The organism is uncultured Ruminococcus sp. (assembly GCA_902785355.1).
In the GTDB taxonomy this organism is placed as follows: Bacteria; Bacillota; Clostridia; order Oscillospirales; family Acutalibacteraceae; genus Ruminococcoides.
In genome coordinates this window covers 39,353-56,285 of the sequence record CACZYF010000005.1, presented here as the reverse complement: position 1 = coordinate 56,285, position 16,933 = coordinate 39,353, and the positions used below count along the sequence as shown (strand labels likewise).

The 16,933-nt window shown below is 50.6% G+C and carries 21 protein-coding genes; 17 read left to right on the top strand and 4 right to left on the bottom strand.

Features of this window, described 5'->3' with window-relative positions:
* Positions 1-300 precede the first annotated feature (300 nt).
* The 12 genes from R2I50_RS02095 to R2I50_RS02040 all read left to right on the top strand — a co-directional run bounded on the left by R2I50_RS02095 (position 301) and on the right by R2I50_RS02040 (position 8,464).
* On the top strand, positions 301-669 hold the full coding sequence (locus tag R2I50_RS02095) for an OadG family protein (RefSeq protein ID WP_316607437.1): 369 nt from the start codon (positions 301-303) through the stop codon (positions 667-669).
* Positions 670-680: 11 nt separating this feature from the next.
* Complete coding sequence (locus R2I50_RS02090; protein ID WP_316607436.1) at positions 681-1,922, top strand: sodium ion-translocating decarboxylase subunit beta; 1,242 nt, start codon at positions 681-683, stop codon at positions 1,920-1,922.
* Between the two features lie 191 nt (positions 1,923-2,113).
* Positions 2,114-3,082, top strand: a complete 969-nt coding sequence (locus R2I50_RS02085) for a hypothetical protein (RefSeq protein ID WP_316607435.1) — start codon at positions 2,114-2,116, stop codon at positions 3,080-3,082.
* 9 nt (positions 3,083-3,091) lie between these two features.
* Positions 3,092-3,226 (top strand): hypothetical protein, encoded by a 135-nt coding sequence (locus tag R2I50_RS02080; RefSeq protein ID WP_316607433.1) that lies wholly within the window; start codon positions 3,092-3,094, stop codon positions 3,224-3,226.
* Positions 3,227-3,278: 52 nt separating this feature from the next.
* Positions 3,279-3,464, top strand: a complete 186-nt coding sequence (locus R2I50_RS02075; protein ID WP_316607431.1) for a hypothetical protein — start codon at positions 3,279-3,281, stop codon at positions 3,462-3,464.
* A 291-nt stretch (positions 3,465-3,755) separates the two neighbouring features.
* Entirely contained in the window at positions 3,756-4,301 is a 546-nt protein-coding gene (locus tag R2I50_RS02070; protein WP_316607430.1) for a hypothetical protein, read from the top strand.
* A gap of 129 nt (positions 4,302-4,430) precedes the next feature.
* Positions 4,431-4,673 (top strand): hypothetical protein, encoded by a 243-nt coding sequence (locus tag R2I50_RS02065; RefSeq protein WP_316607429.1) that lies wholly within the window; start codon positions 4,431-4,433, stop codon positions 4,671-4,673.
* A 57-nt stretch (positions 4,674-4,730) separates the two neighbouring features.
* Positions 4,731-4,916, top strand: coding sequence for a hypothetical protein (locus R2I50_RS02060; protein WP_316607428.1), 186 nt, complete (start codon positions 4,731-4,733; stop codon positions 4,914-4,916).
* Positions 4,917-5,030: 114 nt separating this feature from the next.
* Complete coding sequence (locus tag R2I50_RS02055; protein ID WP_316607427.1) at positions 5,031-5,327, top strand: hypothetical protein; 297 nt, start codon at positions 5,031-5,033, stop codon at positions 5,325-5,327.
* Between the two features lie 138 nt (positions 5,328-5,465).
* On the top strand, positions 5,466-6,176 hold the full coding sequence (locus tag R2I50_RS02050; protein WP_316607426.1) for a Wzz/FepE/Etk N-terminal domain-containing protein: 711 nt from the start codon (positions 5,466-5,468) through the stop codon (positions 6,174-6,176).
* Positions 6,173-6,922: a CpsD/CapB family tyrosine-protein kinase gene (locus R2I50_RS02045; RefSeq protein WP_316607425.1), complete on the top strand. Its 750-nt coding sequence runs from the start codon at positions 6,173-6,175 to the stop codon at positions 6,920-6,922. The genes R2I50_RS02050 and R2I50_RS02045 overlap by 4 nt, the downstream gene beginning before the upstream one ends.
* A 264-nt stretch (positions 6,923-7,186) precedes the next feature.
* Complete coding sequence (locus R2I50_RS02040; RefSeq protein ID WP_399552817.1) at positions 7,187-8,464, top strand: aminotransferase class I/II-fold pyridoxal phosphate-dependent enzyme; 1,278 nt, start codon at positions 7,187-7,189, stop codon at positions 8,462-8,464.
* Between the two features lie 71 nt (positions 8,465-8,535).
* Here the strand turns inward: R2I50_RS02040 and R2I50_RS02035 are convergent, their stop codons facing one another.
* On the bottom strand, positions 8,536-9,282 hold the full coding sequence (locus R2I50_RS02035) for a ZIP family metal transporter (protein WP_316607440.1): 747 nt from the start codon (positions 9,280-9,282) through the stop codon (positions 8,536-8,538).
* A 405-nt stretch (positions 9,283-9,687) separates the two neighbouring features.
* Here R2I50_RS02035 and secD point away from each other — a divergent pair, with 405 nt between their 5' ends.
* Together secD and secF are read left to right on the top strand one after the other, a co-directional pair.
* The gene (secD, locus tag R2I50_RS02030) at positions 9,688-11,025 is read left to right on the top strand and encodes a SecD/SecF family protein translocase subunit (protein ID WP_316607423.1); all 1,338 of its coding nucleotides are present in this window, start codon (positions 9,688-9,690) and stop codon (positions 11,023-11,025) included.
* Positions 11,022-11,960, top strand: a complete 939-nt coding sequence (secF, locus tag R2I50_RS02025; protein WP_316607422.1) for a protein translocase subunit SecF — start codon at positions 11,022-11,024, stop codon at positions 11,958-11,960. Before secD ends, secF begins: the two co-directional genes overlap by 4 nt.
* Positions 11,961-12,053: 93 nt before the next feature.
* On the opposite strand, the gene R2I50_RS02020 is transcribed toward secF, so the two are convergent.
* The 3 genes from R2I50_RS02020 to R2I50_RS02010 form a co-directional block, all read right to left on the bottom strand.
* A complete protein-coding gene (locus R2I50_RS02020; protein ID WP_316607421.1) occupies positions 12,054-12,809 on the bottom strand; it encodes a Fic family protein in 756 nt (251 codons plus the stop codon).
* Positions 12,810-12,899: 90 nt separating this feature from the next.
* Complete coding sequence (locus tag R2I50_RS02015; RefSeq protein WP_316607420.1) at positions 12,900-13,280, bottom strand: DUF4363 family protein; 381 nt, start codon at positions 13,278-13,280, stop codon at positions 12,900-12,902.
* Positions 13,277-13,792 carry a YetF domain-containing protein gene (locus tag R2I50_RS02010; RefSeq protein ID WP_316607418.1) on the bottom strand — a complete coding sequence of 172 codons (516 nt, stop codon included), beginning with the start codon at positions 13,790-13,792 and terminating at the stop codon, positions 13,277-13,279. The genes R2I50_RS02015 and R2I50_RS02010 overlap by 4 nt, the downstream gene beginning before the upstream one ends.
* Positions 13,793-13,977: 185 nt before the next feature.
* Here R2I50_RS02010 and hprK point away from each other — a divergent pair, with 185 nt between their 5' ends.
* From hprK to rapZ, 3 genes are all read left to right on the top strand, one after another.
* Complete coding sequence (gene hprK, locus R2I50_RS02005) at positions 13,978-14,946, top strand: HPr(Ser) kinase/phosphatase (RefSeq protein WP_316607417.1); 969 nt, start codon at positions 13,978-13,980, stop codon at positions 14,944-14,946.
* A gap of 135 nt (positions 14,947-15,081) precedes the next feature.
* Entirely contained in the window at positions 15,082-15,978 is an 897-nt protein-coding gene (gene murB / locus R2I50_RS02000; protein ID WP_316607416.1) for a UDP-N-acetylmuramate dehydrogenase, read from the top strand.
* Positions 15,979-16,022: 44 nt separating this feature from the next.
* Positions 16,023-16,889 carry an RNase adapter RapZ gene (rapZ, locus tag R2I50_RS01995; protein ID WP_316607415.1) on the top strand — a complete coding sequence of 289 codons (867 nt, stop codon included), beginning with the start codon at positions 16,023-16,025 and terminating at the stop codon, positions 16,887-16,889.
* The last annotated feature ends 44 nt before the right edge of the window (positions 16,890-16,933 follow it).

Genomic DNA, 16,933 nt, shown 5'->3' with positions numbered 1-16,933 from the left:
TGTAGAGTTTTGTTGTAAGCGAACTAACTGTAACACAGGTTCTTCCTATTTGCTATTCTTTTTTACTTCTACTGTAACGACTCTATTGTAAACCTACACACCCGGGCGGAAAAACGGAAAATAAAGGTTGAAATATCTTTTGATTTGTAGTATAATATACTCTAGATTAATATGGGATAATCTTGTGCGATATCGGTCGTGTCTATACACTTAATATTCTTATTTAGAATAATAAAACCGTTGTGTATATAACCAAGCCGATTGCAAGGATCCTGCACAGATTAGGAGGTTATCTTTTGTATGGGAGATAAATTCACATTGTCTTTGACGATACTGCTGACCGGATTTGCCGTTGTTTTTGCGGTTCTCTTGATCCTGATCGGTATCATCAAAGCCTACGGTACGGTTGTTTTCAACATCCAGAACAAGAAGCGGGAGAAGAAGGCTTCCCGAAACGCCGATCTGCCGAAGGTCGAGCGCGAAGAGCCCGTACAGGCTGTCGCAGAAGAGCCTGAGGTAGACGATAACGAGCTGATCGCGGTGATTTCCGCCGCGGTGTATTCCGTTTGCTCCTCATCGAAGGTACGTATCAAAAGTATCCGCAAGTCCCCCTCGCGCGGCAGCGCTTGGCGCAGCGCAGGACTGTCGGACAACGTCAGGCCGTTTTGAGGAGGTAGAGCATGGCTGTATTTAACGGATTTTTAGAAGCGATCAAGGGCTTGTGGCAGGATTCCGGCTTCACTCAGCTCGGATGGCAGAATTATGTAATGATGGGTATCGCGTGTGTGCTCCTGTACCTCGCGATCAAAAAGCAGTATGAGCCGCTTTTGCTGCTCCCGATCGCCTTCGGTATGCTGCTCGTCAATCTTTATCCCGCGATCATGGCGCCTCCGTCGACAGAGATGATCGAGTGCTCGGTGTATGAAGCCGCGCATCAGGGACAGGTCATCAACTACGCGACGACAACGCTCAACGGCGTTCAGTATTATAACGTGCCCCAGTACGGCGGTCTGCTGTACTATCTCTATCAGGGCGTTAAGCTCGGTATCTATCCGCCGCTGATCTTCCTCGGCATCGGCTGTATGACCGACTTCGGTCCGCTGATCGCCAGCCCCAAGAGCTTTATTCTCGGCGCGGCTGCCCAGATCGGTATCTTCATCACCTTTATCGGCGCGATCCTCTTAGGCTTTACTCCCGCTCAGTCCGGTGCGATCGGTATCATCGGCGGCGCTGACGGCCCTACCGCGATCTATGTCACCTCGAAGCTCGCCCCCGAGCTTCTCGGACCGATCGCTGTTGCGGCGTACTCATATATGGCGCTCGTACCGATCATCCAGCCTCCGATCATGAAGGTGCTCACTACCAAGAAGGAGCGCTCCGTAGTGATGGGTCAGCTCAGACCTGTCTCTAAGCTCGAGAAGATCATCTTCCCGATCATCGTCGTCATTATCGTTGCGATCGCGCTGCCCTCTGCGGCTCCGCTGGTCGGTATGCTGATGCTCGGAAACCTGTTTAAGGAGAGCGGCGTCGTGGAGCGTATCTCCAAGACCGCGCAGAACGAGTTGATGAACATCATCACCATCTTCCTCGGTACCACCGTAGGCGCTACCGCGACCGGTACCGTCTTCCTCACGCCCAAGACCCTCGGAATCATCGCGCTGGGTCTGTTGGCATTCTGCATGGGTACCGCCTGCGGCGTGCTGTTCGGTAAGCTGATGTATAAGTTCTCCGGCGGTAAGATCAATCCGCTGATCGGTTCTGCCGGTGTTTCCGCTGTTCCGATGGCGGCGCGTGTATCCAACAAGGTCGGCCAGGAGGAAAATCCCGGCAACTTCCTCTTGATGCATGCGATGGGACCCAACGTAGCGGGCGTTATCGGTTCCGCTGTAGCGGCGGGCGTTCTGCTCAGTATCTTAGGATAATAGTAAAGATTGAAACCTCTTTCGATGTGTTTTTGAGCATCGAAAGAGGTTTTTTACTATATAAGGAACTGCCCGTTTTTGATAAAGCAAAGATGATTTGTATGCCTGCTTAGCTTGCCGGAGCACTTCAACGAGCGCAACGTTGCAACCGCCGTCACGGAGCCTGCGGACGGTGCGCGGACTTTGTCGGTATGGTGTTCATTGATGACGTCTATGCCGGAGGGAAGAAGACGGACGCGGACGGTAAGTACCCGCTGCTGTCCGACGCCATCAAGGCGGGTCTGTTCCATCCGCGCTGTAAGGACAGCTCGTCGATGTATTTAGAGGGGATCAGCACCCCACCCGATCGTGAGGTTCTCCCGAAGAAAGCGCAGGAAGATCTCACCGAGATCGAGCGAGCCGAACAGAAGGCGGCATACGGCAAGCGGATGGAAAAGATGTACAGCCGCCTCGAAAAACACGCCCTCGATCCCGATAACAAAAAGCTCTACGGCGGCAGGAAAGACCAGTGGTCAGCCTACGCCGAAAAATGGCAGTCGTATCACGAAAAACAGCTTGAAAAAGCTGAGAAAAGTGGTATAATAGTAAACGAATCTTCACCACGAAAAATGAAAGACATTTCATGCGCGGTAGATTGGAATATAATTCAGAGTGACGCCTATTCAGAAAGATTTACAGCGTTATCCAATGACAAAAAAGTATCCTCCGCTATCGAAACCAGAGCAAAATGGGCTTTAAACAATCGCGATGGGGCAGATACCGAGGAAATATACGCTATCAGTTTATTTGATGGTCATGAGGTCGGCAGAATTACAAACCAACATATCAAATCTGCTGTGAGAAGAACCGAAAAGTTTACCCGTGAACTTGATGCCGCAGACTCCAGTGGTGAAAAAGTACTGCTGTTGCACAATCACCCTAAAGGGTTGCCGCCCAGCATCTCGGATATCAACGCTTTATACAGAAATAAAAATGTTGCTGGTATCACGGTAGGTCATAACGGCAGTATATATTATTATACGAGACCTGTTAAAGTGATATTAGAAAGCGATTGGAACTCTGCTTTACGAAAATATAAAAGATATTCCGAAATCACTTCAATGGAAAAAGCGTTAGAAGATTTATGTCAAGAATATGGTTTTATCTTTAGAATTTTATAGGAGGGAAACATGACAAACGATTATATCTGTGATGATAGAAATATGCTAGAAGACACTCAAAAGATACGTGCAATGTCTGATGAGGAGTTTGAAGCATATAACGTGGCGTTAAAGGAAAAAGAAAAAGCAGCAGATCACGGTTAACCGCTCCCACGATGTGAGGGCGGTTTTCTTATGCCTAAAAGGAGGTGAGAAGATGGCGACACCTAAATCGATCAAGCTGAAGGTCAAGCGTGATTTCTACGATAAGACCGAGGGTTTGAAGAAGAAAAAGGCGGGCGAGGAGCTGACGGTCAGCCCCGACCGCGCTGAAAAGTTAATATCGCTGGGTTTGGCTGAGAAGCTCGACGCCGGCGCCGATGAAGCGACTGCTGAAAAGTAGCCGCTTTTGTTATGCCTTTTATGTCATTCCGAGGAGTAACCATAGGTTACGACGTGGGAATCTCACAAAGAGGAGAAGTGGTTCTCTTTAACCGTGATATGTTATGACATACACTCCTCGCAATGACAATTGAAATGCCCGAAGGCATGGGTTCACATACCCGATAAACTACGGGAGGACACCGCGCAAAACTGATATGCTGCGTGTTCTATAACATAGAACACAGAGCAGGGGAGGACACCCCGAAAACTGATACAGGGAGACACCCTTATAACTGAAAGGAGCTTTTTTATGAGCGAAACTAACAACCAGAACCAGCAGAACAATCAGCAGAATACTCAGACCTCACAGAGTAATCAACAGGGCGGCAGTCAGCAGAATCAGACTGCTCCTGCGTTTGACTACGACAAGCTCGCCGGGATCATCAACGGCAAGCAGCGCGCTGACGAGGATTCGATCCTCAAGAACTACTTCAAGAATCAGGGGTTGTCCTCTGATGAGATGAAGCAGGCGATCGCGGCGTTCAAGGAACAGAAGGCGAAGAACACGCCCGATGTAGGACAGCTGCAAACCAATCTGACGACCGCGCAGAGCGATCTGATCAAGGAGCGCGTCAAAAATGCTGCGATGAAGGCGGCGCTCAAGCAGGGCGTCCCGCTTGATTCTGTGGATTATCTGCTGCGTATGGCAGATCTGAACAAAGCCACCGACGAGACCGGTCAGGTACAGGAGGAAGCTGTAACCGAGGCAATCAAGAAGGTGTTGGAGGATGTCCCCGCCTTAAAGGGCAACAAGCCCGAAGGAAACGGCGGCACCGGCTTCAACAGGATCGAGTGAATTGGAAACTAATATTTCCTCTGAGCAAAGAACAAAAAAGATTTTCAAAAAGGCAATAGGCGATTATTACTACACGGTTGAGAATAATGGTTCTGGAAACTATCGAATCATAGGAAAGGTGCATATTGAATGACGATTGATGAGTTTATTCAGAAAAAGAAACCATCTGAAGTTACTTTGCAACTTATCGAAAAATTAAAGCTGTTTTCACAAGATCCTGACTATATTCTTGGCACGTTAGCAGAAAGCCCATACGATGAAGACCGCCAGTTGATAATAGATTATATTGATAACGGAAAAGATGTCAGCTATGAAAATGTTCTTTTGTTTTCTCTGGAAGTAGGAATTCAAAGAAGAGAAAAATTACAATAGCTATTAATCCCGCTCTCGATGAGGGCGGTTTTTTGATTCCCAAAAGGAGGTGAGAAGATGGCGACACCTAAACCGATCAAGCTGACGGTCAAGCGCGATTTCTACGATAAGACCGAGGGCTTGAAGCTGAAAAAGGCGGGCGAGGAGCTGACGGTCAGCCCCGATCGCGCCGAAAAGTTGATATCGCTGGGTTTGGCTGAAAAGCCCGACGCCGACGCACCCGAAGCGGCTGCTGAGAAGTAGTCGCTCTTTTACGCCTATAAACGGGAGACACCCGAACAACTGTGCTTGAAAAAGCAGGGGAGACACCCCGAAAACTGAACAGGGAGACACCCTTACAACTGAAAGGAGCTTATTATGAGCGAAAACAACAACCAGAACCAGCAGAACAATCAGCAGAATACGCAGACCCGGCAGGGTGATCAGCAGGGCGGCAGTCAGCAGAGCCAGACTGCTCCCGCCTTCGATTATGATAAGCTCGCCGAGCTCATCAACGGCAAGCAGCGCGCCGATGAGGAAACGATCCTCAAGAAATACTTCAAGAATCAGGGGCTTTCCTCTGATGAGATGGAGCAGGCGATCGCGGCGTTCAAGGAACAGAAGGCGAAGAATACGCCCGATGTAGGACAGCTGCAAACCAGTCTGACGACGTGAAACGTGTGATGTTTTGTCGAAAAGGAAAAATAACAGCACTATAATTCTAAATAAGAATAATAATCGCAAACAATAGGATATAATATAAAATGATTAAATGGGGTATTATCCCTTTCGATATTTCTTTAGGAGGTTCATATGACCAAACAGATAACCATCAGCGATTTGCTGCGCATGCTTCTGCAGCATATCAAGCTGATTATCGCGATAACGCTATTGGGCGCCGTCCTGGCGTTTCTGTATGTCAGCTACATGGTGACGCCGATGTACACCACCAGTGCGCTGATCCTTGTGCAGAACAGTAATTCCTTCGACGCTGACGCGATCAGCAGTAATTCAAATAATAACAACAATCTCGGCGGGGAAAAGGTCAACATGTCGGATATCTCGTCATCTGTTACGTTGGCGAATACCTGTGCTACGCTGTTCACTGTCGATCCCGATATGAAGAGCATCATCAGCGGCGCGAGCGTTTCGATCGAAGTGATCGAGGATTCCTACTTCCTGCGTATTACCTCAACATCATCCGATCCCCATACCGCGGCAAATATTGCGAATCAGGTCGCCCAGACCGCACCGCAGGTGTTCCGTAAGTACTTCCAGGACGCCGGTAAGGTCGACACGGTCGATGAAGCAAACGTACCGTCAACTCCCTCTTCACCCGACAAAAAGCGTTATGTCATCATTGGCTTGCTTGCCGGATTGGTATTATCGCTGCTCATCTCGTTCCTGTTGGAGATCATCGATACGACCATCAAGCCCGGCGATGACCTGTATAAGATGTATGATATTCCCGTATTTGCCGAAATCATCGATTTTGAATCGGAAGGCGGTGCAAAGAAGAAATGAAACTGATCAACACCGGAAAGAAGAATTCCGTTGAAACTCCTGAAAAAGCAAAAAACGTTCTGACAAACGACTCTAAGTTTGCGATCGTTGAGGGTTATAAGATAGCGCGTACCAATCTGGTATTCTCTTTGACAGCGCTCAAGAGCAATTGCGTTGCCGTAACATCCTGGTCGAAGGGCGAGGGTAAAAGTACCGCGACCGTTAATCTCGCGATCTCCTTTGCAAAAATGGGTAAGCGCGTGCTGCTGATCGATACGGACCTTCGTCGTCCGAACCTTCACAATTTGCTGAAGCTGAAAAATGAATCCGGCGTTTCCGATGTAATCGGACAGTTCAACGATTTTGATAACGCCGTTCATCGCGATGCCGTTCCCTGCCTGGATGTACTGACCTCCGGCGCGATCCCTCCCAATCCGTCTGAGCTTTTGGCGTCCGCCTATTTTGCCGAGCTCGTTGAGAAGGCGAAACAGGTCTACGATTACGTTGTAATGGATACCCCTCCGCTGGGTGTTGTTGCCGATACGCTTACGATGAAGGATCTGGTCGGCGGCTTCGTTCTGGTTGTGCGTGAGAAGGTTACCAGTCACGGTGATATCGAGCGCGCGCTGCAGAGCGTTCGTCTTGCTGACAGTAAGGTGCTCGGCTTCTTGAAGGTCGGTTGTGAGCTGCGCTCCAAACGCTACGGCAAGAAATACAATTATAACTACAGCTATAATTACAACAGTAACTATTATTACAGATATTGATATTCAGGCTCCCTATACGCTTTGTATAGGGAGTTTTTCTTCAAGACAATGTGAATCTCGCATATTGACCATAACAGCCGCTTTATGCAGAGCGTAATACGCTAAACTGTACAAATTTTGCAAGAATAGATAAAAAGTGTTGCAAAATCATTCGCTGAGGTATATTATAATAAGGAAGAGAAATTGTGTTTTTGCAATTTTGTTTTACTAAATTTCATATTCAATGAGATTGTGCAAGCAAATTAATTACGATAAGGAATGATGATGATGCAGTATATCGAATATACACCCGAGCAGCGTGAAGCGGAGCTTGCTTCCGTCCGTCAGAAGTACGAGGAGATCAAGTCGATGGGTCTAAAGCTGAACATGGCGCGCGGCGTACCCTCGGTCGATCAGCTGAAGCTCTCTCTGCCTATCCTCGACATCCTTCACATGGATGCGGACTGTACTGCCGAGGACGGTACCGACTGCCGTAACTACGGCGTGATGGACGGTATCCCCGAGTGCAAGCGTCTGATGGCTGATATGCTGGGCGTAAAGCCCGAGATGGTGATGGTCGGCGGCAACTCATCGCTGAACATGATGTTCGATACGATCTCCTGCTTTATGAATACGCCCGTTGTACCCGGTACTCCCGCATGGAGCCTGGTACCCGACCGCAAGTTTCTCTGTCCTGTTCCCGGCTATGACCGCCACTTCGGCGTGACCGAATATTTTGGATTTGAGATGATCCCGGTACCGATGGATGAGAACGGTCCCGATATGGATATTGTCGAGGAGCTCGTCAAGGATCCCTCCGTCAAGGGCATCTGGTGTGTGCCGAAGTACTCAAACCCCAGCGGCATCTCCTATTCCGACGAGGTCGTGCGCCGTATCGCCGCGCTGCAGCCTGCCGCGAAGGATTTCCGCGTGATGTGGGATAACGCCTATTGCATCCACGATCTGAGCGATGAGGGCGACGAGATCCTCAATATATTTGAAGAGTGTGAGAAGACCGGTAACATTGATCTCGTGATCGAGTTCGGCTCGACCTCCAAGATCACCTTCCCCGGTTCCGGCGTTGCTGCGATGGCAGCTTCCGAGAATAATATGAAGGTTATCAAGAATAAGTATAAGTTCCAGACGATCGGCTATGATAAACTGAACATGCTCCGTCATGTGCGCTTTTTCGGCGATTTTGAGGGCATGAAGGCGCATATGAAGAAGCACGCAGAGGTGCTCCGCCCGCGCTTTGAGATCGTTATCAACAAGCTTGCCGAGAACCTCGACGAGCTCGGCGTTATTCGTTATAACCGTCCCCGAGGCGGCTACTTCGTTTGCGTCGATGTTCTCGACGGAACCGCCAAGCGTGTGGTCGAGCTGTGTAAGGAAGCGGGCGTCAACCTCACCGGCGCCGGCGCGACCTATCCGTACGGCAACGACCCGCACGACAGCAACATCCGTATCGCGCCGTCCTTCCCGACGCTTGAGGATCTCTCGAAGGCGATGGATGTGTTCTGCGTGTGTACCCGCCTCGCCGCGCTGGAAAAGCTCAGCGCATAATTATATTGTTATGACAGTTCGAAAGACTCCGGCGCTTGCCGGAGCCTTTTTGTATCAACGAGCCTCTTCGCTCAACCCAGCGCGACATCCAGCGCCATCATGACAGTGAAGCCGAACGCGAACAGGAGCACGCCGATGTGTGACCGAGCGTTTCCCGCCGCGTCGGGCAAGAGCTCCTCGGCGACGACGTAGATCATTGCGCCCGCGGCAAAACTCAGCAGATACGGCATCGCGGGAATAACCAAGCCCGCAAAAAGGATCGTCAGCGCTCCGAAGAGAGGCTCAACCGCTCCCGATAAAACGCCGCTAATTAAGGCTTTCGGCTTATTATGTCCGCCTGCGTGCAGGGGCATGGAGATGATCGCCCCCTCGGGAAAGTTCTGTATTGCGATCCCAAGCGCAAATACAAACGCGCCGCCCGCCGTGATTCCGCTGCTTCCGGTCAGAAATCCTGCGTAAACGACCCCGACCGCCATTCCCTCCGGAATATTGTGCAGGGTGACGGCGAGTATCATCATCAGCGTTCGTTTCTCGCGGGAGCCGGTATGAGCTGCTTTGCGGCAGAGTCGGGGGATCAGCCGCTCGAGCAGGATCAGAAACAGTGCGCCCAGCCAGAATCCGATCACAGGCGGGATGAATCGCAGCCTGCCGAGTTGTTCGCTTTGCTCCGTCGCGGGGATGATCAGACTCCAGACAGAGGCGGCGGTCATTACACCCGCCGCAAAGCCGTTGAGCGCTTTTGTGAGCGCGGTGCTCAGTGAACGCCGCATGAAGAAAACGACGCCGGATCCCAGAGCCGTACCGATGAACGGGACCATCAGCCCCCAAAATACATGATTCACAACTATCTTTCCTTATTGATTTTCTGTATAGAAACACTTTTGTTCCGCTTTATTCTATGCGAAAAGAAGGGGAGAGGTGAGAGGAGAGAGGAGTGAGGAATGGGATGCGGGAAATCAAAAACAGAGAACTGCTCTGAGACTTAATTCTGAAAACGAATTATAATAAAGCTATAGTTCTTACATAGAAAAATAAACTCAGCTTTTTTCTCTTATGACAACAGGATTCTTTAAAAATCTCGATTCTTTTTATTGACTTTTACTACTCAAGTCTGTATAATTAATCTGTTATTGTGGATTTTTATATTGGTGTTTCAGCGCCTGTGCGCTGAATTCCTGTAGAAATCCCGCAGAAGAACAGAAAAAAACATGGAGGTCCAAGGCATGAAAAGAATTTCTAAGCCTGTATTCTTCATTGTCGCGATCCTCATCATTTGCTTTGCCGTTACGGCTACCGTCGGCGTCAAGTATTATGAGGGCGATATCCAGAAGACCACGATCAAGGGTATCAGCGACATCAGATGGGGAATTGACATCCGCGGCGGCGTTGAGGCGAGCTTTAAGCCCGCCGGCGATATCGACGCTACGGATGAGCAGTTAGAATCTGCTAAATCGATCATCGAGACCCGTATGGTCTCGAACGGCATCACCGACTATGAGATCTACTCCGACAAGGGCAGCGATCGTATCATCGTTCGTTTCCCGTGGAAGGAAGATGACACCAACTTCGACCCGGTCGCGGCGGTCGACGAGCTGGCGGCTACCGCTAAGCTGACCTTCCGCAATCCCTCCGGCGAGACCGTCATGGATGGTTCCGCGGTCGCGAGCGCTTCGGTCGGCGTTGATACATCCGACGGTAAGGCGGGTCAGTATATCGTACAGCTCGAGCTTACCTCCGAGGGCGCTAAGACCTTCGCCGACGTTACCTCTCAGTATCTGAACCAGCAGATCTCTATCTACATGGACGATACCATGCTGAGTAATCCTACCGTACAGAGCGTTATCTCCGAGGGTAAGGCACAGATCACCGGTAACTTCGACGCTGAATCCGCGACTAAGCTTGCGAACCAGATCAACGGCGGTGCGCTGCCCTTCGGTCTGGAGGCTGCTTCCTACAGCGGTATCAGCCCGACGCTGGGTCAGAACTCTCTGACCGCGATGGGCTATGCGGCGATCATCGCCTTTGCTCTGATCGCGCTCTTCATGATCATCAAGTACCGCGTACCCGGCTTCGTAGCCATTATCGCGCTGATCGGTCAGATGGCGTTGTCTATCGCAGCTGTTACCCGTTATTTCGGCGTGTTCAACTCCTTCACCATGACCCTGCCCGGTATCGCCGGTCTGATCCTGTCGGTCGGTATGGGTGTTGACGCGAACATCATCACTGCCGAGCGTATCAAGGAAGAGTTCCGGGCCGGTAAGACCCTTGACAGTGCGATCGAGACCGGTACCAAGAACTCCCTGACCGCGATCATCGACGGTAACATGACCATCGTCATCGTATCCGTCATCCTGCTGCTGGTATTCGGCCCGTCCAACATCCTGTCATGGATCTTCGGTGAGTCCACCACCGGTACCATCTACGCCTTCGGTTATACCCTTTTGATGGGTGTTATCTCTAACTTCATCATGGGTGTATGGCTCTCCAGAGTCATGCTCAAGAGCATCGTAGGTCTCAATCCCCTGCGTAAAAAGTGGCTGTTTGGAGGTGAGGGTAAATGAAAAAGACGTTAAACTTCATCGGTAAGAGCAAGGTGTTCTTCGGCATCTCCCTCGCAATCATCGCCATCGGTCTTGTCTGCAACATCATCTTCGGCGCTACCCTCGACATCCAGTTCAAGGGCGGTACCATCGCGAACTATTCCTACGTCGGCGATATCGACGAGGCTGCTTTGAAGGATACGATCCAGAAGGCGACCGATCAGGAGGTTTCCTTCACGATCGCTCAGGATATCATGAACAACACCTCTGATCAGAAGGCGTATTCCGTCTCGATCCAGTTCTCCGGCAACAACAGCGTTGAGTCCAGCGTTCTGGACGGCGTTACCAAGGCGCTGGAGGAGAAGTTCCCCGATAATAACTTCCAGTACAAAGAGACTTCATCCGTCGAGGCTTCGATGGGCGTGAAGTTCCTTCTGAAGTGTCTGACCGCGGTCGCGATCGCTTCCGTACTCATGGTCATCTATGTAACCATCCGCTTCAAGCGTATCGGCGGTCTGTCCGCCGGCGTTATGGCGCTGGTTGCCCTGTTCCATGATGTGGCGATGATCTACTTTATGTACGTCATCTTCCGTATGCCGATCGACTCGAACTTCATCGCGGTCGTCCTGATGATCATCGGTTACTCGCTGAACGATACCATCGTTATCTACGACCGTGTCCGTGAGGAACGCCGTCTGGCAGGTCCCAAGGCGGATATCGCCGATGTCTTCAACCGCAGCGCGTCAGCGGTTATGGGTCGTACCATCGCCACCTCCGTTACTACGCTGGCTGCGATCGGCACCGTTTATGTTGTCGCTCTGATCTTCAACCTGACTTCGGTTCAGGGCTTCGCTCTGCCGATGATGATCGGTATTGTTTCCGGCTGCTACTCCTCCCTGTGCATCGCAGGTCCTCTGTGGGTGGCTTGGAACAAGCGCAAGAGCAAAACTGCGTAAACAAATCTATTACATCAAGCTTAACGGCACCGTTCATTCGAGCGGTGCCGTTATTTTTTGCTTGCATTTTCCTTGTTGTTATGATACTTAGTATCAAATCTTTTTATCGGTGCGTTCGATTTGCTTTTGCCATGTTTTAGCAGTTTGCTCTTTCAGAAAACAGATCAAGAGTTCAAGGCTTTGCGCACGATCCCAAGACTCTAATGCTTCAAAGTATGTGCGTCGGTCTTCTTCATGAATGACGATTGGCGGATGGTTGTGCAGAACCAGCAGATAGTTCACCAGCAGTCGTCCGGTGCGTCCGTTACCATCGGCGAAGGGATGGATGTTTTCAAACTTTGCGTGGAAATATGCTGCAGCAGTCAGCGCTTTGTCATCGGAAATATCTTGCAGTTCACAGAGCAACTCAGCAATTTCTTCGGCGACGTCTTCAGGAGCAGCGCCGATTTCTTCCTTGCCGGTCACATAGTCATGAAGCTTGTATTCACCGGGACGCTCACCCAATTGATAACGCCGTGTGTCATATGTATTTTGTGTGAGCTTATATTGAAATGCTTTTACGAGCCTTTCATCAATCGGTCGTCGCTCGTTGAACGAAATCAAAAAAAGCTCATTCGCTTCTTTTGCGTTTCTGATCTCGAACAAGGTTCGTAAATCTCCGGTGTAGGAAGTCACGCCGTCGTGCTCAAAGATTTCTCTGGTGTCGTGATAGGTGATTTGTTTATTTTCGATTTTTCCGGAATGATATGCAAACGCAATACTGTATCCGTTCAGCGCTTCCGCAAGTTCCGCGTCATTTGTGATATTACGTTGCTGCCAGAGGGCAACTGCTTTTTCATAATTCGTCATGCTATCATCTCCAATTACTACTCTATAGAGTAGTATAGCATACTTTTTCTGAAATAGGGAGATTTTTAAAAAAATTTCCCTTTTCTCGTATCAGAACAGATTATCCCATCTCAGCTGCTTCGACTGACGGATGGATTGGATCTCCCGCCTCGCGCATGCGGAGGTCGCGAGAAAATCCGTGCTGCTGCCCGTCTGCGCGTAGCGGATCATCATCATGAGATCGCTCTCGATATCGCCGACTTCGCTGTGGTACATAAAGATGTTGAATATCCCGCTTTGATTCCTGAATCGATTGTTCAGGCGCTTTGCTGTCGATTCCGCCCCGATGAAGTCATGCTCCTCCATCCGTTGATCCGCTTCTTCCAGCATACGGAGATAGACGTTTGAATTTGATGTGACATAGCTGTATTCTGTGATACCCAGTAAGAGCGAAAGCGCGATCATTACCAGCGCGATCCATCCTCTTTTCATTTTTGCTCCTCCTGTATCTCGCTGAGTTCATCCTGCAGCTCCTTGCTGCCGATGTTGTCGTCGCTGAGTGCTTCATCTGTCAGTACGCTCAGCGTGCCGTTGGGTTCGATGATCCCGTAGCGCACACTGCTCTCGTCGCTCAACTCCTTCTCCCTGAGAAGCGAGTAGAGATCCTCGCGGCTGATACGCAGACGATGCAGCTCGCTGTCGATGATCCTGCCGTCCTTGATGACTACGATCGGATGTCCGCATATCAACGAGCGCGCCTTGCGGCTTTTCATCATCAAAAGTGAGATCAAAAGCTCGATCGCGACGATCATCATGATCGGTACCAGCGAGTTCAGCAGCGGGCGCTCGGCGTTTTCCAGCGGGAGAGAAGCGACCTCAGAGATAATCAGCGTGATCACGAGCTCAGAGGTCTGCATATCGCTGACCTGCCGCTTGCCCATGACGCGCAGTGCCGCTGTTACGACGATGTATATCACGACGGTGCGTATCAGAATTGTCAACATAATAAATCACCGTTGTTATCTTGTGAAAAACCGCTAAAATTATGTATGCGATTTCTGCATAATAAAATGCATATTTCTTTTAAAGGATTATAAATATTACTAAATGGAGTATAATTACCATGTGTACGTTAAAAGAGTAACGAAATCTTTTTTACCGAATAATTCAGTCAGAAAGAAGGCTTATTATGAACGCGAGTCCGTATTATGTAACCCTCAAACGCCTGATCGACGAGATCGGGCTGAACGCATACTATATGCCTGTCGATCCCGAAGAGGTACACATCACCGTCTCGGACGTCGACCGTCCCGGACTCGAGCTGGTCGGTTACCTGACGTATTACGACAGCCGTTATCTGATCGCCTTCGGACTGACGGAGATGTCCTTCTTGGAAGGCGAGAGTGAGGAGAAGCAGCGCGAGCAGCTTGAGCCGATCATATCCCGGAACCCTCCCGCTTTAGTGATAGCGCGTGATATCAAGCCTCTGCCCGTTATGCTGGAGCTTGCCGAGAAGTATCAGGTTCCGATCGTGACTTCCACAGATACCACCTCGGTACTGGACGCTGCGATCGTGTCCTTCCTGAATGTTGAGCTCGCGCCCCGCATCACCCGCCACGGTGTACTTGTCGAGGTGTACGGCGAAGGCTGTCTGCTGATCGGCGACAGCGGCGTAGGTAAATCCGAGACCGCGATCGAGCTGATCAAGCGCGGACATCGCCTGATCGCCGACGACGCCGTCGAGATCAAGCGCGTCTCAAAGAAATCTTTGATCGGTTCTTCTCCCGAGAATATCCGCCACTTTATCGAATTGCGCGGCATCGGCATCATCAACGCCCGCCGTATCTTCGGTATCGGCGCCGTTAAGGTGAGCGAGAAGATCGACCTGGTCATTAACCTCGAGCTGTGGAATTCGAAGAAGGTCTATGACCGTATGGGTATGGATGACGAATATATGGAGATCCTCGGCTTGGAGATCCCTGTCGTCACCATCCCCGTCAAGCCCGGCCGAAACCTCGCTGTTATTATCGAGGTCGCCGCGATGAATCATCGCCAGAAGAAGATGGGCTACAACGGCGCTCAGGAGCTCCTGCAAAACCTCGGTATGGACATCAGCCCCGACGATATCGGCAAAAAGAAGATCGATACGAACTGGTGAGATCGGAGAACGGTTAACGGAGAATGGATAACGGTTGCGGGAAACGCTTTGCGTTTTGGTTTTCTATATCAACGAGTGAGGACTTAGCTCTCCTTTCGGCATGATCTGTTATCCGAATTATAACATGGAGTTATTATGAACATAATTGATATTATAATTGACAAGGGTATATCGTACATCGAGAACGAGCCGATGAGCGCGCATACGACGTTTAAGATCGGCGGCGCTGCGGATGTGCTTGTGACAGTGCGAAACATCGACGAGCTGAAAGCGACCGTCGACGCCTGTAAGGATTGCGGCGTACCCTATATGATCCTCGGCAACGGATCGAATCTTCTGGTTTCCGACGACGGTATCGAGGGTGCGGTGATCTCGCTTGACGGAGATTTCAAAGAGATCACGGTCGATGGCACGGTCATCACTGCCGGAGCGGGCGCAAAGCTTTCGCGGCTCTGTACCGTGGCTCTTGAGAACGGTCTGACCGGCTTGGAGTTCGCCTACGGTATCCCCGGTACGGTCGGCGGCGCGATGTATATGAACGCCGGCGCCTACGGCGGCGAGATGAAGGACGTCGCTCTGAGCGTGACCGCTTTAAATTCGGACGGTGAGATCGTCGAGGTCCCTGCCGCGGAGCTGGAGATGGGTTATCGAACCAGCGTTTTTAAGAAGAACAACAGTATTATTCTGTTTTCGAAATATAAATTGAATAACGGCGACAAAACTGCCATCAAAGCACAGATGGATGACGTGATGAATCGCCGTAAAACCAAGCAGCCGTTGGAGTACCCCTCCGCGGGATCGGTGTTCAAGCGACCCGAGGGGGCTTTCGCCGGAACACTGATCGAACAGTGCGGACTCAAAGGCAAAACCGTAGGCGGCGCTCAGGTCAGCGAAAAGCACGCGGGCTTTATCATCAACATCGGAGGCGCGACCTGCGACGACGTGATGGGGCTGGTCGCTCTGATACAGGAGACCGTGAAGCGTGAGACCGGCTTCGAGCTGGAGCGCGAGATCATCCGTACCGGCAGATAAACTGCCTATATACTTTCATTGGTGAGTCATTCAGGAGTTGACATATGGAATTTGTGATCGTTACCGGTTTGTCCGGCGCGGGCAAGACCAACGCTCTGCACGCGATGGAGGATATCGGCTTCTACTGCGTCGATAATCTGCCGCCCCTGCTGCTTGATACCTTTTATGACCTATGCGAGAATTCCGCCGACAAAAGGATGAAGCAGGTCGCTGTTGTCGCCGACGCTCGTTCTGGCGAGATGTTCGCCGATATAGCTGACGTTATTAGCAAGCTTCACGCGGAAGGTAAGCGATTCAAGATACTGTTTCTCGACGCAAAGCAGGATACCCTCATTGTTCGTTTCAAGGAGACGCGCCGCAAGCACCCGCTGATCGGTGAGATTGTCTCGGGCTCTGTTGAAGAGGCGGTCGGTCTCGAGGCTGAGCTGATGAAGAACGTCAAGACGATGGCGGATTACGTCATCGATACGACTCTCATGGCGCCCGGCGAGCTCAAGGAACGCGTGACCACGCTGTTCACCGCGGGAGCGGGCGACGCCATGCTGATCACCTGTATCTCCTTCGGCTACAAGTACGGGATCCCGCCCGAAGCGGATCTGGTGTTCGATATGCGCTGCCTGCCCAACCCTTTCTATGTCAAAGAGCTTAAACCGCTTACCGGTCTCGATGAACCGGTAAGGGACTATATCCTCGGCTTTGAGGTCACCGGTCAATTTGTGCAGAAATTATATGATTTTCTCGACTACACCGTTTCGCTGTATCAGCAGGAGGGCAAGAGCGAGCTGGTCATCGGCGTCGGCTGCACGGGCGGTAAGCACCGTTCCGTTACGGTTGCGCGTCTGCTCAATCTCCATTTTGCAGAGAACGGCTTGAAGTCGTCCATCCACCACCGAGATATCTGGAAAGCGTAAATAATTAGAAATTAGGAGTTAGGAGTTAGGAATTATAAACGTTT

Bases quoted from the DNA above. Each gene is read 5' to 3' on its own strand.
- R2I50_RS02095 (WP_316607437.1), top strand. From the start codon at position 301: ATGGGAGATAAATTCACATTGTCTTTGACGATACTGCTGACCGGATTT.
- R2I50_RS02090 (WP_316607436.1), top strand. From the start codon at position 681: ATGGCTGTATTTAACGGATTTTTAGAAGCGATCAAGGGCTTGTGGCAG.
- R2I50_RS02085 (WP_316607435.1), top strand. From the start codon at position 2,114: ATGGTGTTCATTGATGACGTCTATGCCGGAGGGAAGAAGACGGACGCG.
- R2I50_RS02080 (WP_316607433.1), top strand. From the start codon at position 3,092: ATGACAAACGATTATATCTGTGATGATAGAAATATGCTAGAAGACACT.
- R2I50_RS02075 (WP_316607431.1), top strand. From the start codon at position 3,279: ATGGCGACACCTAAATCGATCAAGCTGAAGGTCAAGCGTGATTTCTAC.
- R2I50_RS02070 (WP_316607430.1), top strand. From the start codon at position 3,756: ATGAGCGAAACTAACAACCAGAACCAGCAGAACAATCAGCAGAATACT.
- R2I50_RS02065 (WP_316607429.1), top strand. From the start codon at position 4,431: ATGACGATTGATGAGTTTATTCAGAAAAAGAAACCATCTGAAGTTACT.
- R2I50_RS02060 (WP_316607428.1), top strand. From the start codon at position 4,731: ATGGCGACACCTAAACCGATCAAGCTGACGGTCAAGCGCGATTTCTAC.
- R2I50_RS02055 (WP_316607427.1), top strand. From the start codon at position 5,031: ATGAGCGAAAACAACAACCAGAACCAGCAGAACAATCAGCAGAATACG.
- R2I50_RS02050 (WP_316607426.1), top strand. From the start codon at position 5,466: ATGACCAAACAGATAACCATCAGCGATTTGCTGCGCATGCTTCTGCAG.
- R2I50_RS02045 (WP_316607425.1), top strand. From the start codon at position 6,173: ATGAAACTGATCAACACCGGAAAGAAGAATTCCGTTGAAACTCCTGAA.
- R2I50_RS02040 (WP_399552817.1), top strand. From the start codon at position 7,187: ATGATGCAGTATATCGAATATACACCCGAGCAGCGTGAAGCGGAGCTT.
- R2I50_RS02035 (WP_316607440.1), bottom strand. From the start codon at position 9,282: ATGGTCCCGTTCATCGGTACGGCTCTGGGATCCGGCGTCGTTTTCTTC.
- secD (WP_316607423.1), top strand. From the start codon at position 9,688: ATGAAAAGAATTTCTAAGCCTGTATTCTTCATTGTCGCGATCCTCATC.
- secF (WP_316607422.1), top strand. From the start codon at position 11,022: ATGAAAAAGACGTTAAACTTCATCGGTAAGAGCAAGGTGTTCTTCGGC.
- R2I50_RS02020 (WP_316607421.1), bottom strand. From the start codon at position 12,809: ATGACGAATTATGAAAAAGCAGTTGCCCTCTGGCAGCAACGTAATATC.
- R2I50_RS02015 (WP_316607420.1), bottom strand. From the start codon at position 13,280: ATGAAAAGAGGATGGATCGCGCTGGTAATGATCGCGCTTTCGCTCTTA.
- R2I50_RS02010 (WP_316607418.1), bottom strand. From the start codon at position 13,792: ATGTTGACAATTCTGATACGCACCGTCGTGATATACATCGTCGTAACA.
- hprK (WP_316607417.1), top strand. From the start codon at position 13,978: ATGAACGCGAGTCCGTATTATGTAACCCTCAAACGCCTGATCGACGAG.
- murB (WP_316607416.1), top strand. From the start codon at position 15,082: ATGAACATAATTGATATTATAATTGACAAGGGTATATCGTACATCGAG.
- rapZ (WP_316607415.1), top strand. From the start codon at position 16,023: ATGGAATTTGTGATCGTTACCGGTTTGTCCGGCGCGGGCAAGACCAAC.